Origin of the sequence: Caballeronia sp. LZ029 (assembly GCF_031451275.1) — a bacterium.
Taxonomy (GTDB): domain Bacteria; phylum Pseudomonadota; class Gammaproteobacteria; order Burkholderiales; family Burkholderiaceae; genus Caballeronia; species Caballeronia jiangsuensis.
This window is the reverse complement of the sequence record NZ_JARUXO010000003.1, coordinates 280,345-296,141: the sequence shown is the minus strand read 5'-3', so window position 1 is coordinate 296,141 and position 15,797 is coordinate 280,345. Positions and strand designations below refer to the sequence as shown.

Here is a 15,797-nt window from a genome sequence, read left to right as displayed (position 1 = left end):
TTCGCCTCTCAATGACTGAATACGCTGGGCGGCCGAACCGGCTTGCGGCGCGGACACAGCCTGTCCAGCACGACTGCGAGCGCCGGTAAGGCGGTCATCGCCATGACCAGATTGACGATGAACATGAAGGCGAGCAGCTTGCCCATGTCGGCCTGAAACTTGAGCGCGGAGAAGCTCCACGTCGCGACGCCGATGGCGAGTGTGATGGCCGTGAATATCGTCGCCATACCCACTTCGAGAATGGAATGTTCGAGCGCCCGGACGATCTCCTCGCCGGCGCCGAGATGAGCCTGCAACCGGTTATAGATATAGAACGCGTAATCCACGCCGATGCCGACCGCCAGCACCATCACGGGCAAGGTCGCCACCGTCAGGCCGATCTCGAATTTCTTCATGAACCAGTAGCCGATGAAGGTTCCCACCGTGAGCGGCAGACAGCACGCGATGACCGCGCGCAGGTCGCGATATGCGAAGAACACGAGCAGGACGATCGCCGCGCCGACATACAGCATCATGGGCAACTCGCTTTTCTCGACTTCGTCGTCGATTGCCGCCAGCAAGCCGGCGTTGCCGGCGGCGAGCCGCACTTTGATGCCGGGCGTCGGATGACTGTCGCGATACTTCACGACGGCCGCGATGACGGCACTGATGGTGGTGGCCTTGTGGTCGCTGAGATATGCATGGATGGCCGTCATGCTGCAATCCTTGTTCAGATAGCCGCGCACGCGCCCGATCTCGGCGGAGAGCGCCGCGTAGTTCACCGGGTCGATCGGCACGGCGCTCATGCGCGGATTGCCCTCGTTATAGCCTTCGTTGTACTGGCGGAGCATCGCCGGGTATGACGCGACCGACACCACGCCCGGTACGCGTCTCAGGGAATCGGCGAGCTGATCGTCGAAGGTGCCGACGGCGGGGTTGTCGCATGAGCCGGCCGGCGCCTCCACGGCGACGGACAACCAGTCGAGCCCTACGTCGAAGCTGCTCGCGATCGACACCGCATCGCGGTTGAAGCGCGACTCGGGCCGCAGTTCCGGCGCGCCGGGCTGAAGCGTCCCGACGACGCGGTCGCGGCTTTCCCAGACCGCCGTCGCAAACAGGGCGCCGACCGCCACCAGCACGATCACCGCATTGCGCGGCCTGGCCACGCGCGCCAGGATACGCAGCCATCCGACGCGCTGCTCGCGCTTCTTCAACACCTTGTCGGCGTACTCGCGCGAAAAGGTGAAGTACGACGCGACGAGCGGCAGCATGACGAGATTGGTGACGATCTTGAAGCCCACGCCGAGCGATGCGGTGATCGCGAGTTCGCGAATCATCGGAATGGGTATGCGCAGCAGCGTGACGAACGAGACCAGCGCGGTCAGCAGCGCCAATGTGCCGGGAACGAACAGGCCCGAAAAGCTGAGCCTGGCCGCCTCCATCGACGACTTGCCGTGGCCGAGTTCGCGGGTGATGTAGTTGATCTGCTGCACGCCGTGCGATACGCCGATCGCGAAGACGAGAAAAGGAACGAGCACGCCGAGCGGGTCCAGTCCGTAGCCCAGCAAGCGCAGCGCGCCGAACTGCCAGACGAGCGAGGTGAGCGAACACATGACCGGAAGAACCGTGAAGCGCACCGAATGGCAATACCAGTAGACCGCGAGCGCGGTCAGGAGGAGCGCCACCCCGCAGAACACCAGCACCGAACTCGCGCCGTCGGCGATGTCGCCGATCTGCTTGGCGAAGCCGATGATCTGTATTTCATAGTCGCCGTCCTCGTAGGGCTGGCGCAGCAGCTTTTCGAGCATGTGGTTGTACGCCACATAGTCGATCTTCCTGCCATCCGCGCCCGTTTCGTTGATCTCCGCCGTGATCATCGCGGCGGTCTGGTCGCGTGAGACGAGCGACCCGATGAAGCCGCCGTCCGAAGTGGAGCGCCGGATCTTCGCGACATCGTCAGGGGTCAGCGTGTCGTCGGTCAGGGTGCCGGAGATGATCGGCTGACTGCGGAAGCCTTCCTCGGTGATTTCGTTGACGAACGAGTTGGGCGTCCAGAGCGACTGGACGCCCAGGCGATCGACGTTGGGTAGCAGGATCACCGCCTGCGTGACCTTGTAGAGGCGCGTCAGCCCCGCCTTGGTCCAGATCGTTCCGTGACGCGCCTTGACCACCACGGTCAGCCGGTTCGCGCCGAAGAGTTCGTTGCGATATTGCTGGAACGTCTTTACGTATTCGTGCCCCACGGGAATCTGCTTTTCGAAGCCCGCGTCCATCCGAAGCTGGATCGCGAACCATCCCATGGTGGCCGTCAGCAGCGCAAGGGCCAGCAACACGACGAAGCGATGACGAAAAAGCTGATTCTCCAGGCGACCGATCAACCTGCTTAGCATGAGACGTCCTCATTTAATTGGACTGGGCGGCGCATCCGGGCGTGGAGTCCGGATGCATACGAAACGCCTAGAAATTGCGAGTCGCGAAAAGGCCGACGAAGTTGCGATCGGCATACGGCTGCGAAAGCGAGTTGCCGCCGAAGAACGCCGTGAAGTTGATGCCGCCTTGCCACGTCGTCGGGTTATGGTTGAAGAGCAGATAGACGTTGATCGACTTCGCGCCCTGCATGTAGCAGGGGCCAGCCCGTCCTGCCATCGGCCGTTCAGATACAGCCGCTCGTCGAGTGCGTGGATCAGCACGCGTTCGTCGAAGGTCGGACGATCGGTAAATGCGCCGCTTTCGATGATCCCGAGGTCGCTCAGCATATCGCGCAAGTGCGTCGATTCTTTGGAAGGCAGCGGCAGGTAATGGGCTCCCTTGGGGTAGCCAAGATCACCGAATGTCCCGCCAGCCGAGTTGCCTCCATACTCCGGCCCGGACAGGACCATAAAGTCTCGGTGTCCCGCGCGCGCGAGTTGCCACGCGCAGGAAAGGCCGGCTGCTCCCGCGCCGAGGATCGCCACGTCGACAGTGTGGACGGCCGATGGTGGCGGCAGCGTGGCGCGATCGCGTAGTGCGTGACCTTCGCGCATGCCGGGGTAGCCGACGGCCGGCGTCGTCTCGAGCCAGCCGCTGCGTCCGCACGCGACGAGCGACGCCGAAGCTGACGCAAGCAGAAAAGTGCGTCGGTTCATCAGCGCAACACGTGTTTCCAGTCCTCGTCGAAATGACGCACGAGCGGCTGGTCGTTAAGATGGTTTGGCGCCATGGGCAGCGCCGGCATGTCCGCTGGAAAATGGAACATGTCGGCGGCAGTCTGGGCATCGAGCCAGCGTGTGGCAACCGAATAACGCGTCGGCACTGCGAAGTCCGCGCGCTTGCCGACAATCACAAAGCCCCAGTCGCCGAATGACGGTACGTAGCAGTGGTACGGCCACGTGTTGAGTCCAGCTTCGTGCAACGTGGCGACGATGGTCCAGAATGCGTGCGGCGCGAAGTAGGGCGAGGTCGACTGGATGACCGCATAGCCTTTTTCTGCCAGATGCCGTGCGAGCAACCGATATACCGGAACGGAATAGAGGCGTCCAATACCGAAGTTCGTCGGGTCGGGAAAATCGACCACGATCGCATCGAATACATTCGTATTGGATTCCAGCCAGCGCACCGCGTCGTCGTTGATGACGCTCACGCGCGGGTCCTTCAGCGAGCCGCCATTGAGCTTGACGAGCGGAGCCGAGGTCGAGAAGAGCCGCGTCATCGCCGGGTCCAGGTCAACGAGCGTGATGTGCTCGATCTCCTTGTGCTTCAGGATCTCGCGCACCGCGAGACCGTCGCCGCCGCCCAGCACCAGCACGTGACGCGCCCACGGTAGCGCCTCGAAAGTGGGGTGGATCAGCGCCTCATGGTAGCGATGCTCGTCGCGCGAGGAGAACTGAAGATTGCCGTTGAGGTACAGGCGCATGTCGTCATGCCATTGCGTGAGCACGATGCGCTGATAAGGCGTGGTCTCGGCATGTACGATCTCGTCGCCGAAAATCCCATGTTCGGCCCAATGAGAGAGCCGCTCCGACGCGACGAACCCGGCCGCGAGCAGCCCGATAACGAGAGAGGCGCGCAGCACTTTCTGCGGCACCGCACTCAACTGGGTGCGGAAAACATAAGTGGTGGCGAGCGCGACGAGGGCGTTCAGTATGCCGAACAGGAAGCCTGTGCGCAGCAGACCGAGCCGCGGCGCCAGCACGAGAGGGAAGATGAGCGATACGGCCAGCGAGCCGAGATAGTCGAAGGTGAGCACGTTGCTCACCGTATCGCGGAAGGTCTCGCGGCGTTGATGGAAAGCGCGCATCACGAGCGGGATTTCCATGCCGACCAGTACGCCCAGCACGAGCACAAATGCGTAGAGCGCCGCTCGGAACGGCGTGGACAGCCACGCGAACACGGCAAACAGCGCGGCAGCGGAAATGCCGCCCAGCAATCCCACCAGCAATTCGATATCGACGAAGCGGTCGAGCACATCGTCGTCCTCGATGTATCGGGACAGCCACGAGCCGATGCCCATTGCGAACAGATAGCAGCCGATCACCGTCGAGAACTGCAGGATCGAATCGCCAAGCAGATAACTCGAAAGCGCGCCGCTGATCAGTTCATAACCGAGCCCGCATGTCGAGACGACCAGTGTGGATAAAACGAGAACGCGTTTATGCACCACGTCTCCGATGGGCGAAAAGCATGACACTGGATATACTCTGCGCGAATCGCTGGAGTGCTGCGATTATTGAGATTGAATTGTCAGGAAATGTCACTTTTGCGGGGCGGGTGAAAGACAAACATGGAGCAGGCTTATTCGTATGCAGTCCATCTGGTATCGACTGTTATTCTGCTGGCTGGGTTCGCCGGAGTTTATATCAAGGTCACGCCTTTCGACGAACTCGCGTTGATCCGCGGCGGCAACGTGGCCGCGGTGCTGTCGCTAGGCGGCGCATTATTGGGTTTTAGCCTCACGCTGGCGTCGAGCGTCGTTCACTTTGCAACGTTGCCGCTGGTGACGGCGTGGGCCGTGGGCGCGCTCATTGTGCAACTCCTCGCACATGCGGTGCTCGCGCGCATTCTGCCCGGCATGGACCGCGCAATCGAGGATAACAATGTCGCGATGGGTGGGCTGATGGGGGCTGTTTCACTGACAGTCGGCGTGGTTAACGCCGCGTGTCTCAGTTAAATGCGCCAGGTCTGCTGCCGTATTGAATCAATCCGCTACGAAGTCAAATTTCATAAAAGGTTACGCGTCGATGGGTCTCGGGTTATTTTTACGCAAGCAGTTTGTCGATATCCTGCAATGGACAGAAGACGCGGAAGGCGTACTCGCGTGGCGTTATCCCATGCTAGACGCCGAAATCCGCTATGGCGCGCAATTGACCGTCCGAGAGTCGCAAATGGCGGTCTTTGTCAATGAAGGCAAAGTCGCCGACGTGTTCGGGCCGGGTCTGCATCAACTCACCACGCGCACGCTGCCGGTGCTGACTTACCTCAAGAACTGGGACAAACTGTTCGAGTCTCCCTTCAAATCCGACGTGTACTTTTTCAGCACGCGTCTGCAGCTTGGGCGACGCTGGGGAACCGCGCAACCCGTCACGATCAGGGACAAGGACTTCGGCATGGTGCGGATGCGCGCCTTCGGTATCTACTCTTATCGATTGAGCGATGCCGGGAAGTTCTATCGGGAGATCAGCGGCACGCGCGACGTGTTCACCGTCGACGATCTCGAAAACCAGTTGCGTAACCTCGTGGTGCAATCCATGAGCGCGGCGTTTGGCAGCGCGGACATTCCGTTTGTCGACATGGCGGCCAGTCAGGTCCAGTTGTCCGCACGAATGACGACGGAGCTTGCGCCGGTATTCGAGCGCTATGGCGTCGCGCTGGACTCATTCGCCGTCGAAAACGTGTCGCTGCCCGACGAACTGCAGCGCACGCTCGACGCACGGATCTCGATGGGCATGATCGGGGACATGAACGCCTACACAAAGTATCAGACCGCGCAGGCCATCCCGCTCGCGGCACAAAACGAAGGCGGGATTGCCGGCGTGGGTGCGGGTATCGCGGCGGGCGCAAGCCTCGGTGCGGCCATGGCGCAGAGTCTCAATGCCGCGTCGGCCGCTCAGGCGACGCCCGTAAATATGTCGACGCAATCGGTGCCTGTCGATTTCGCACAGCGTCTCGCGCAATTGAAGTCCTTGCTCGATCAGCGTCTGATCGAGACGCAGGAATACGAGACTGCGAAGGCGGAGATCCTGAAGAAGTTGACGGGCTGAGTTCACGATGTTCCGATCTGTTTGTGCTCAATGCGGTGCGGATGTCGAATTCCGCGCCGCGTCGGCAGTAGTGGCAATCTGCCCGTATTGCCGCAGTACGCTGCTCAAGAGCGGCGACGCACTCGAGCGCATCGGCGCGATGACCGAGGCTCTCGAGGACTACTCGCCGATTCGTATCGGCGTGACGGGGCGGTATGAGGGCCGAGCGTTCACGGTCGTCGGCCGGATCCAGTTGCGCTACAGCGCTGGGTATTGGAATGAGTGGTATTGCGCTTGCGATGACGGGAGCGACGCCTGGCTATCCGATGCATCGGGCGACTACGTCATGACTGCGCGTGACGATCTGTTGTCGCAGGCTACGTTTCCCGCGTTCGAGGAGATCAAGCCCGGTGTTGCGATCCGGCTCGGCGAGGTCTTGTATCAGGCGTCGGACATTCGCACCGCGCAGTGCAGCGGCGGCGAGGGAGAGTTGCCGTTTCATATCGGCGATGGCTGGGTCGCGCGGGTCGTTGACTGCCGTTGCGACGATGCGTTCGCCACGCTCGATTACTCTGACGCCGGTGTATCCGAGCAAGGAGGGAGGCCGGTTGTCTATCGTGGTGCGGCAGTCGAGCTCGATAGGCTGGGCTGTCAGGGGCTGCGCGACGAAATGGAGATCCGCGAGTCGGCCGGGCGATATCGCGGCGATGTCGTGCCTTTCGATTGCCCGAAATGTGGCGCTCCGGTTTCGTTCGTTGCGGGCCTCGCGGATTTCGTCAGCTGTGGAACGTGTCACACGGGCATCGATTGCACCGGTGACAAAGCTCAGGTGTTCTCGAAACACAGCGAAGCGGAAAGCGTGGAGACCGCGCTTTCACTAGGCGACAAGGCTATCTTCGATGGGGCCGAGTATGCGGTGCTGGGCCTCATGCGTTGCCGTGATACTGCGCGCGGGTGGACCTGGGATGAATATCTTCTGTTTCACCCCATACGCGGGTTCTTTTGGCTTGTTCACAGCGACGACGGCTGGGATCGGGTGAGGGTCCTCAATCGCTGGCCGGTGGTCCTCGATGCAGATCGTGTCCGGTTCGAAACCAAGGTTTTCAGTAAGGCAGAAGCGTACGAATCCGAGATCACTTACGCGACGGGCGCTTTCAACTGGCGCGCTGCGGTAGGGGACAAGGTACAGCTAACGGACTATCAGCGCGATTCCGGCAACCGCATTACCTCGGAGTCGAGCGCGCACGAGTTGGTCTGGTCCTGCAGCACGCGCATTCCCGCCCAAAAGATCGCGGAACGCTTTGGCAAGCGGGGTCTGGATCGCGCTGACGAAGTGAGAGAAACGGATGGGACAGCGTTGTCGGAAAGCACGCCAAGCTCGTCCGACGATTCGTTATCCTCCGGCATTTTCGGGGTCTTGCCGTGGATATTCACGCCGGTGGCGGGCGCGAGACTATCGACACGGCCTTTGATGACCACGCCGGGAAAGCTGTCGATCCTGATCCGCACGCTCTCGCCGGGCCGCATCTTCGTGATCTGGTTCTCCTGAAAATTGGCGACGACATAAGCATCCGCGAGCGGAACGATGGCGAGCACCGGCGCGCCCGCCGTGACGAATGCGCCGACGCGCGCGGAACGCCTTCCGACCTTGCCGTCGACGGGCGCGTGAATCTCCGTGTACGACAGGTTCAGCTTCGCCTGCACGAGCGCCGCTTCGGCGCGCGCCAGCGCGCCTGCCGCCTTGTCGCGCTGGGTGCGCAGCACGTCGAGGTTTTGCTCGGTCGTGGTCAGCGCGGCGCGGTCGTGGGCCTGTTGCGCGAGTTGCTGCGCGAGCGTGCTGGCCGCACGCTGCTGCTCCTGCGCGGTGCCCGCGCCCGTGTCCGAAAGATTCTGATAGCGCGATGCGTTGGCCCGCGCGAACTCGATGGCGGCGTCGTCGGATCGCAGTGTCGCGCGCGCCTGATCGACGAGCGACGGATGCCGCGCGATTTCGGCATCGAAGTTCGCGACGGCGGCGCTTGCCGCGCTCACGTCGGCCTGCGCGCTCATCAGCGCCGCGCGGAAATCGCTATCGTCGATGCGCACCAGCACTTCGCCCGCCTTGACCGATTGATTGTCGTCGACGAGCACATCGGCAATCTGGCCGGCGACGCGCGGCGCGACGAGCGTGAAATCGGCCTGAACATAGGCATCGTTCGTGGATTGGCTGGTCGAATCGGAAAGTAGCCTGACGCCCGCCCACGCGACGACGGCGAGCGCGATCATCGGCGTTGCAATGCGAACGAGTCTGGAACGAGAGCGGATGATGGATGACATGAAAGCCTCCCTTAGTGGGAAGAGGGCGGCGTAGCGGTCCACGGCGGAAAGATCCGCACGGGCAACACCGGAACGAGGAGAAGAAGCGCGATGGCAACACACGCCATCACGCGATAGAGATCGGCGGACATCAGCACCAATGCCTGTTCATGCACGCGATGGGCGAGTTCGCTGAGACCACTGGCAGTGTCGATGCCCTGACTCGTGACGAGCGCCCGATTGCCGAGTTGATCGACGAGCATGGTCGAATGGAAACGCTCGCGAGCCGTGCCGAGCCCTTCGATCAACGCGGTCGCCGCAGCGGCGCTGAAGGTCTTGAGCGAGTTGAACATCGCGGAGGCGAAGGGGCCTTCGGTCGGCGGCAAACCCGTCGTGACGCCCATCAGGATCGCGAGAATCACCATCGGTTGCGCGGCGATCTGCAAGGACTGAAGCAGATAGAAGTTGTCGCGGATCCATTCGGAGGTCATGAAGCTTCCCATCAGGCAGGTCGCGATCATCAGCGACAGGCCGCCCGCCATCACCCAGCGCGAATCGACGCGCTTCAGGTTCAGCAGCGCGGCCGTCGATGGCAGCGCAAGCAGGAGCGGAAGCGCGACCAGCAACGACAGCGGCGCCGCTTGCAGCGGCCGGTATGCGTGAATCCTCGCGAGATGCTGCCCTGGTATCGCGGCCACGCCGACCAGCAGGATCACGGCGCCAGCGAGCGTCGTGAGTCCGTGCGCAAAGTTTCTTCGCGACAGCAACTGGAGCTTGAAGAACGGCACCGGATGGAACCATTCGTTGACGAGAAACACCGCCAGCAACGCAGTTCCGCCGATGAACATCACGCGTATGAAATCCGAATTCAGCCAGTCCAGTCGATCGCCTTGCAACAGGCCGATCACGAGCATCGCGATGGCCGGGCCTCCGGTGAGAAACCCCGTCCAGTTGAAAGAGCGGATGCGTTCGAGCTTGAGCGGATCGTCGGGAAGACCTTGCCGGATCGCGATGCAACTCACCACGCCGAGCGGCACGATCTGCCAGAAAGCCATCTTCCAGCTCACATACTCGGTCCACAACGCGGCGAGCGGCGTGCCGAGCGCGGGCCCGAAGGTCGCGGTCATCGCGTATCCGGCAAGCCCGTATAGCTTGATCTTCGGCGGCAGATAACGCAGCGCCACGATGATGAGCATCGGCGGCAGACAACCGCCGGCGATGCCTTGCAGCACGCGCAACGTATAGAGCGCCGGAAGGTTCGGCGCGAACGGACACAGTACGCCGAAGAACATCGTGGCCAGTACGGCGCCGATGGTGAATCGCTTGAGCGTGAACGTGATGCCGAACCACGGCGCAAAGACCATCGTCGCGACGTTGGCCGCTTCGAACAAGGTGGTGAGCCAGGTTCCGTCGTCGTGTCCGATCGAGAGCGCGCCCTGGATGTCGGCCATCGCGAATGCCGTGACCTGTTCGTTCAGTATCGCGAGCAGGGACGCGAGCAGCATGCCGATCAGGCCAGCGGCAAGACGCCGCGAGAGCGCGGGCTGTTTCATGGGCGCGCGTTCGGCGGTTATCTCGCGAGGTGCGTCCAGAACGGAATCGGTCGTGTTCATATGCGTGCTCATCACATCCGGCGTTGTGCCTCTTCGAAGTACTGCGGCGCTTCGCGGCGATCGAACATGCCGTACTCGCGGATCACGCGAATGTGGCGCAGGCGCACATCGCTTGGCAGCGTGGCTTCGCGTGAGAACGCATCGGCGGCAGTTTGATCGCGCCACGTCGCCACGGCGATGACGTTTCCAGGCGCGAGCAGCGCATCGAATACATCCCACGCGACGAGGCCGGGCGCGGCCAGATCGAGCCCCAGCGATTCAGCGACGCCTCGCGCGCCGGCCTGCTTTATCCACGCGGGCTTGCGGCTCGCATCGAGCAGCGTCACGGCCTTGCCTTCGCCAATTTCCGTGACATCCAGACGCTGTTCCAGCAACGCTTGTCCTTCGGGAATATGCGTGTCCGCGACGACCTGACCGATACGCAGGCGATAGTCCGCGAATACCCGATCGCGCGCGGCCTGCATGATCTTGTGATGCCTTGCCTCGGTACGCCAGCGCACGAGCGACTTCTCATCGCGCCAGCTCGATAACGACAGCAGCCAGCCGTCGCGGGTCAGGCTCGCGTAGCGCATGTTGTCGATGAAGCCATCGATCTTTTCTAACTCGGGCCGCAGCATCTTCGCCATGCCGAGGTAGGCGTCGAATTGCTCGGGAACGGGATTGACTTCCAGCATGGCAGAGAACATGTGAGGCTCTTAAATTAGTTAGTGAAACGATGTAAATCGATGGGGCGATATTCGCCGCGCATCGCGTAGCTTTATTGTCGGCGACGAGGCTTCGTTGTTGAAGGACGAGCGACAGCGCAATCGGGCCAATGAATGTGCCGATTCGGCCAAGGTCATCGAATTTGAACGCAACGGTTCACCATCGCGCACCGCCTTGCAGGACATGCTGCCTACAAGCGCAACGCAAACAACTTGCGAGCGGGATTCGGAATGGACAGATTGGGTGAGATGGAAGTGCTCGTCGCCATCGTCGATGGCTGCGGCTTCAGGCAGTCGCCTTCCTGGCAGGCGGCAAATGCGCCACGCGCCTACGCCGATCGCGCGGCGTGATCCTCATCCGCCGATGCAACGGCCGTGTGAAGCTCGCGATATGCGCTCACCAATGCATCGAGGCTGAAGGAGCGATTCAGACCGCTCGGGTTCGGCAATACCCATGCATGGACGCCGCCGAACGATTCGGCCTGAAGTCCCCATGCGATATCGCGCTTGCCGGTGATGGCCGACAGCGCCATCTTCCCCAGAAACGCGATATACCGCGGCGCGAGATGCGCGATCTTCTCCTCGAACGCCGACGCCGCGGCCTCGATCTCGGAGCGCGACAACTCATCGGCGCGCGCCGTGGGACGCGCGACAGCAGTGGTGAGGCCGTATCCGTATCGAAGGAAGGTGCGATCGTCTTCGGGATGAAGCTGCTCCGGCGTGAAGCCGGCGAGATGCACGACCCGCCAGAAGCGATTGCCTCGTCCCGCGAAGTGATGGCCCGTCGATGCGGCGAGCATCCCCGGATTGATGCCGCAGAAAATCACCGATAACTTCGGCGCGACGATATCCGCAAGAAAGGGCGAGGTTCCGGTCACAGGCGTCGTGCTCATGCAGGACCTATGCGGCTTCCGCCAGTTCCTCCAGCACGAATTCCTCGGCGACGTCTTCATAAGCCAGCGGCATCGGCAGCGTCGTGATTTGCGGCGTGCCACGAAACCGCTCGCGATACTGCTTCGGCGTGACGTTCAAGCGTCGGGAGAAAGTCGTGCGCATGTGCGTGGCGTTGTGAAAGCCGCACTTGAATGCGACGGTCTTGAGCGGCGCATCGCTCGATTCGAGCAGTTTCCTCGCCGTATCGACGCGAACCTGTTCGACGAACGCCGACGGCGTCACCTGCGCGTACTTCGCGAACACTCTGGAGAACGTGCGACGACTCACCGACACCGCGCTGGCGAGCTGTTCGATGGAAAGCGCATCGCCGATATGATCCGTCACATACCGATGCACCTTGCCGATGATCGGCGCTTCTTCTTTGTCCGCCGCGACATAAGGGCTGTACTGGGACTGCCCGCCTTCGCGCTGAATGTAGACCACGAGGCGCTTGGCGACGCGAACCGCCTGTTCGTGTCCCCAGTCCTCGGCCACGAGCGCCAGACAGAGGTCGATGCCCGCCGACACGCCGGCGGAGGTGAAGAGGCGGCCATCGCGAATGAAGATTTTGTCCGGCTGCACGCGTGCGCGCGGGAACGCCTTGCCGAGGCGGCCCGCATCGGCCCAGTGCGTCGTGACCTGCATGCCGTCGAGCAAACCGGCATGACCCAGCACGAACGCGCCATTGCAGACCGAGCCGAATCGCGCCGCGCCGCGCACCTGCTTTTGCAGCCACGAGATGAATTCGTGGGGCGGGTTCCAGTCGGGCAGGTTCGGTCCGCCGGCCACCAGCAGCAAATCGTATTGGGTATCGGAATCGAGATAGCCGACCGGGACGACGATCTGCATTCCGTTCGAGCACGTGACCATGCCCGCTTCGCGCCCGACGAGCGAGACTTCATAACGCTGATGATCGGGGAGATGCGTGTTGGCTTCCGCGAACACGTCGAGCGGGCCTGCAACGTCGAGTGCCTGCACGCCGTCGAACAGAACAATGGCGACTTTCATGCCGTGACCTTCGTTAAGTAGGAGCTTCAATCGCTGGGGACGGCCCAGTCTATCCCAACGCTCGCGCGCGAAGCACGCCTTGCCCGGTAATTGACTTTTGCTTCGATGTAACAAGCGAGCGCCTGACTGCACGCAGGCGGGCGTGGCCCAAATCCGGCATCGACTGGCCAGCCAACGCGCCAGATGCATGAGCCGGCGCGAGCGCGGCTGACTAGACTTCATCTCGGGAAAGCATTCGAAGGATAGTCATCATGTTGATCGAGAAACATCAAAACTCATTTTTGTTCGGCGCCAACGCACCGTATGTCGAGGAGCAGTACGAAGCCTATCTGGGCGATCCGGCATCGGTCACCGATGAATGGCGCGCCTGGTTCGATGCGCTGAACGATACACCCGCCATCGACGGAAGCGATCGCGATGACGAGCCGCACGCGCCGGTGGTATCGAGCTTCATCGAGCTTGCCAGAGGGCGGCACTACATGCCGATGTCGCGCGATGATGGACTCGCGCTTGCAAGAAAGCAGGTCGCGGTGCAGGCGCTCATCGCCGCGTTCAGGACGGTCGGCACGCGCACGGCTCGCCTGGACCCGCTGCAATGGGAGCCGCCGCGCGCGCTGGCCGAACTCACGCCCGCCTACTACGGCTTGACGGCGGCGGACATGGCCACGCGATTCAGCACCGCCGACACGTATTTCTTCGACGAGGACGCGACGCTCGAAGAGATCGTCGCTGCGCTGGAGCAAACCTGCACGGGCACACTGGGCGCGGAGTTCATGCATCTCACCGACGCGAACGAACGGCGCTGGTGGCAGATGAGACTCGAATCCACGCGGGCGAAGCCATCGTTTTCGACCGCGGATCAGCGCCGTTTTCTCGAACGCCTGAGCGCGGCCGAGGGACTCGAAAAGCATCTTCACACGCGCTATGTCGGACAGAAGCGTTTCTCGCTCGAAGGCGGCGAATCGCTGATCGTGTTGCTCGATGAACTCGTGCGATACGGCGCGTCGAAGAAGGTGCGCTCCGTCGTGATGGGGATGGCGCATCGCGGACGCCTGAACGTGCTGGTCAACATCGCGGGCAAGCCACTGGACGCGCTATTCGACGAGTTCGAAGGCAGGCACGCGGACACGCTTCCGGAAGGCGACGTCAAATATCACAAGGGCTTCAGCACCATCACGCAAACCGCCGACGGACCGGTCGCGGTCGTGCTCGCGTTCAATCCGTCGCATCTGGAAATCGTGAATCCGGTCGTGCAGGGCATGGCGCGCGCGAAAGCGGATGCGTTCATATCCGACGATGCCGGCAGCGTGCTGCCCGTCGAAATTCACGGCGATGCCGCGATGTCCGGTCAGGGCGTCGTGATGGAAACGCTGAGCCTTTCGTACACGCGCGGACATGGCACGGGCGGGACCGTGCATGTCGTCGTGAACAATCAGATCGGCTTCACGACCTCGGACCCGCGCGATACGCGCTCGTCGTTCTATGCGACCGATATCGTCAAGCTGATCGAGGCGCCGGTTCTGCACGTGAACGGCGACGATCCGGAAGCCGTGGCGATGGCCGTGCGCCTCGCGCTCGACTATCGCACCGAGTTCAGGCGCAGCGTGGTGATCGATCTCGTTTGCTTTCGCAAGCACGGGCATCAGGAGCAGGACACGCCCGCGATCACGCAGCCCTTGATGTATCGCGCGATCGCGGCGCATCCCGGCGTGCGCACGCTCTACGCGCGCAAGCTGATCGCGCAAGGCGCGATGACGGCGGAGCAGGTCGAGGCGCTCGCCGGCGCACGGCGCGAGGTCTTCGATCAGGCGCGCGGGAGCGAGGTTATCGAAGCATCGGGTGCAGCGGATGCGGTTATCCCGACGCGTTACGAGCCGCCGTCGCCGGAACAAGTGAGCGTATTGGCGCGACGCATCTCCAGCGTGCCCGATGGCTATGAGCTTCATCCGCTCGTCAACAAGCTGCTCAACTCGCGCCGCGACATGGCGAGCGGCAAGAAGCCGCTCGACTGGGGCATGGCCGAACATCTCGCGTTCGCTTCGCTGCTCCACGCGGGCGTCGATGTGCGTCTGAGCGGACAGGACAGCGCGCGAGGCACGTTCAATCATCGGCATGCGATGCTGCATAACCAGAAGCGCGCGAGCCGTGCCGACGGCGTGTTCATCCCGCTCGATCACGTTCGCGACGTGCAGGGCCGCTTCACGGTGACCAATTCGATTCTCTCCGAGGCCGCCGTGCTCGCGTTCGAATACGGCTATTCGACGGTGAAACGTGATGCCCTCGTGATCTGGGAAGCGCAGTTCGGCGACTTCGCGAATGGCGCGCAGGTCGTCATCGATCAGTTCATCGCGGGGGGCGCGGCCAAGTGGGGACAGCGCAGCGCGCTGACCTTGCTGCTGCCGCACGGACAGGAAGGCGCGGGACCGGAGCACGCATCGGCGCGGCTCGAACGATATCTGCAACTGAGCGCGCAGGACAACATGCGCGTGATGCAGCCGACGACGCCCGCGCAAATGTTCCATCTGCTGCGCATGCAGGCGCTCGCGTTCGATCGCCGTCCGCTCGTCGTGATGACGCCCAAGTCGCTGCTCAGGCACGCAGAAGCGGTCAGCACGCTCGACGAGCTGGCGCACGGCGCGTTCCGTGAAATCCTGCCGGATGAGGCCACCGATACGGCGGGTGACGGCAACGTGGAGCGTGTCGTCGTCACTTCGGGGAAGGCGTATTTCGAGCTGCTCGACTATCGCCGCAAGCACGGCATCGACGATACGCCGATCATCCGCGTCGAACAGCTTTATCCGTTTCCATCCGAAGGGCTCGCCGCGGTGCTCGCGCGTTATCCGAACGTGAAGCGTGTGATCTGGTGTCAGGAGGAAGCGCGCAATCAGGGCGCATGGAGTTTCGTCGAGCCGCAGTTGCGTGAGATGCTGCCAGCGGGCGCGACGCTCTCGTATGTTGGACCCGCTGCCTCCGCATCGACGGCGCCGGGTTATCACGGCGAGCATGTCGCGCGGCAAAGCGATGTCATCACGCGTGCATTCGCGAAGTGA

At 62.4% G+C, this 15,797-nt stretch carries 10 protein-coding genes and 3 pseudogenes; 4 read left to right on the top strand and 9 right to left on the bottom strand.

Annotated features, from left to right (window positions below):
• Positions 1-8: 8 nt before the first annotated feature.
• The 4 genes and pseudogenes from QCE73_RS20705 to QCE73_RS20690 all read right to left on the bottom strand — a co-directional run bounded on the left by QCE73_RS20705 (position 9) and on the right by QCE73_RS20690 (position 4,618).
• Positions 9-2,369 (bottom strand): efflux RND transporter permease subunit, encoded by a 2,361-nt coding sequence (locus tag QCE73_RS20705; RefSeq protein ID WP_309883353.1) that lies wholly within the window; start codon positions 2,367-2,369, stop codon positions 9-11.
• Between the two features lie 67 nt (positions 2,370-2,436).
• Positions 2,437-2,601, bottom strand: a pseudogene (locus tag QCE73_RS20700) (DUF1302 family protein); the annotation flags it as partial.
• A pseudogene (locus tag QCE73_RS20695) lies at positions 2,598-3,104 on the bottom strand (NAD(P)-binding protein); the annotation flags it as partial. The pseudogenes QCE73_RS20695 and QCE73_RS20700, both read right to left, overlap by 4 nt.
• Positions 3,104-4,618, bottom strand: a complete 1,515-nt coding sequence (locus tag QCE73_RS20690; RefSeq protein WP_309883352.1) for a polyamine aminopropyltransferase — start codon at positions 4,616-4,618, stop codon at positions 3,104-3,106. The pseudogene QCE73_RS20695 and the gene QCE73_RS20690, both read right to left, overlap by 1 nt.
• A 120-nt stretch (positions 4,619-4,738) precedes the next feature.
• On the opposite strand from QCE73_RS20690, the gene QCE73_RS20685 reads away from it, so the two are divergent.
• The 3 genes and pseudogenes from QCE73_RS20685 to QCE73_RS39435 all read left to right on the top strand — a co-directional run.
• Positions 4,739-5,125 (top strand): DUF350 domain-containing protein, encoded by a 387-nt coding sequence (locus QCE73_RS20685; protein WP_309883351.1) that lies wholly within the window; start codon positions 4,739-4,741, stop codon positions 5,123-5,125.
• Positions 5,126-5,195: 70 nt separating this feature from the next.
• Entirely contained in the window at positions 5,196-6,215 is a 1,020-nt protein-coding gene (locus tag QCE73_RS20680) for an SPFH domain-containing protein (protein ID WP_309883350.1), read from the top strand.
• Between the two features lie 7 nt (positions 6,216-6,222).
• A pseudogene (locus QCE73_RS39435) lies at positions 6,223-7,413 on the top strand (DUF4178 domain-containing protein); the annotation flags it as partial.
• Here QCE73_RS39435 and QCE73_RS20670 read toward each other — a convergent pair.
• From QCE73_RS20670 to QCE73_RS20650, 5 genes are all read right to left on the bottom strand, one after another.
• Positions 7,395-8,510 (bottom strand): HlyD family secretion protein, encoded by a 1,116-nt coding sequence (locus QCE73_RS20670; protein ID WP_309883348.1) that lies wholly within the window; start codon positions 8,508-8,510, stop codon positions 7,395-7,397. The pseudogene QCE73_RS39435 and the gene QCE73_RS20670 overlap by 19 nt on opposite strands.
• 11 nt (positions 8,511-8,521) lie before the next feature.
• Complete coding sequence (locus tag QCE73_RS20665; RefSeq protein WP_309883347.1) at positions 8,522-10,042, bottom strand: MFS transporter; 1,521 nt, start codon at positions 10,040-10,042, stop codon at positions 8,522-8,524.
• A gap of 71 nt (positions 10,043-10,113) precedes the next feature.
• Positions 10,114-10,788: an antibiotic biosynthesis monooxygenase gene (locus QCE73_RS20660; protein ID WP_309883346.1), complete on the bottom strand. Its 675-nt coding sequence runs from the start codon at positions 10,786-10,788 to the stop codon at positions 10,114-10,116.
• A 347-nt stretch (positions 10,789-11,135) separates the two neighbouring features.
• Positions 11,136-11,699 (bottom strand): G/U mismatch-specific DNA glycosylase, encoded by a 564-nt coding sequence (mug, locus tag QCE73_RS20655; protein WP_309883345.1) that lies wholly within the window; start codon positions 11,697-11,699, stop codon positions 11,136-11,138.
• Positions 11,700-11,706: 7 nt separating this feature from the next.
• A complete protein-coding gene (locus QCE73_RS20650; RefSeq protein WP_309883344.1) occupies positions 11,707-12,747 on the bottom strand; it encodes a GlxA family transcriptional regulator in 1,041 nt (346 codons plus the stop codon).
• Positions 12,748-12,998: 251 nt separating this feature from the next.
• Between QCE73_RS20650 and QCE73_RS20645 the strand changes: the two genes are divergently transcribed.
• Positions 12,999-15,797 (top strand): 2-oxoglutarate dehydrogenase E1 component, encoded by a 2,799-nt coding sequence (locus QCE73_RS20645; protein ID WP_309883343.1) that lies wholly within the window; start codon positions 12,999-13,001, stop codon positions 15,795-15,797.

Excerpts from the sequence above, each read along its gene's own strand:
- mug (WP_309883345.1), bottom strand. The coding sequence starts at position 11,699 with ATGAGCACGACGCCTGTGACCGGAACCTCGCCCTTTCTTGCGGATATC.
- QCE73_RS20705 (WP_309883353.1), bottom strand. The coding sequence starts at position 2,369 with ATGCTAAGCAGGTTGATCGGTCGCCTGGAGAATCAGCTTTTTCGTCAT.
- QCE73_RS20670 (WP_309883348.1), bottom strand. The coding sequence starts at position 8,510 with ATGTCATCCATCATCCGCTCTCGTTCCAGACTCGTTCGCATTGCAACG.
- QCE73_RS20650 (WP_309883344.1), bottom strand. The coding sequence starts at position 12,747 with ATGAAAGTCGCCATTGTTCTGTTCGACGGCGTGCAGGCACTCGACGTT.
- QCE73_RS20645 (WP_309883343.1), top strand. The coding sequence starts at position 12,999 with ATGTTGATCGAGAAACATCAAAACTCATTTTTGTTCGGCGCCAACGCA.
- QCE73_RS20665 (WP_309883347.1), bottom strand. The coding sequence starts at position 10,042 with ATGAAACAGCCCGCGCTCTCGCGGCGTCTTGCCGCTGGCCTGATCGGC.
- QCE73_RS20660 (WP_309883346.1), bottom strand. The coding sequence starts at position 10,788 with ATGTTCTCTGCCATGCTGGAAGTCAATCCCGTTCCCGAGCAATTCGAC.
- QCE73_RS20680 (WP_309883350.1), top strand. The coding sequence starts at position 5,196 with ATGGGTCTCGGGTTATTTTTACGCAAGCAGTTTGTCGATATCCTGCAA.
- QCE73_RS20685 (WP_309883351.1), top strand. The coding sequence starts at position 4,739 with ATGGAGCAGGCTTATTCGTATGCAGTCCATCTGGTATCGACTGTTATT.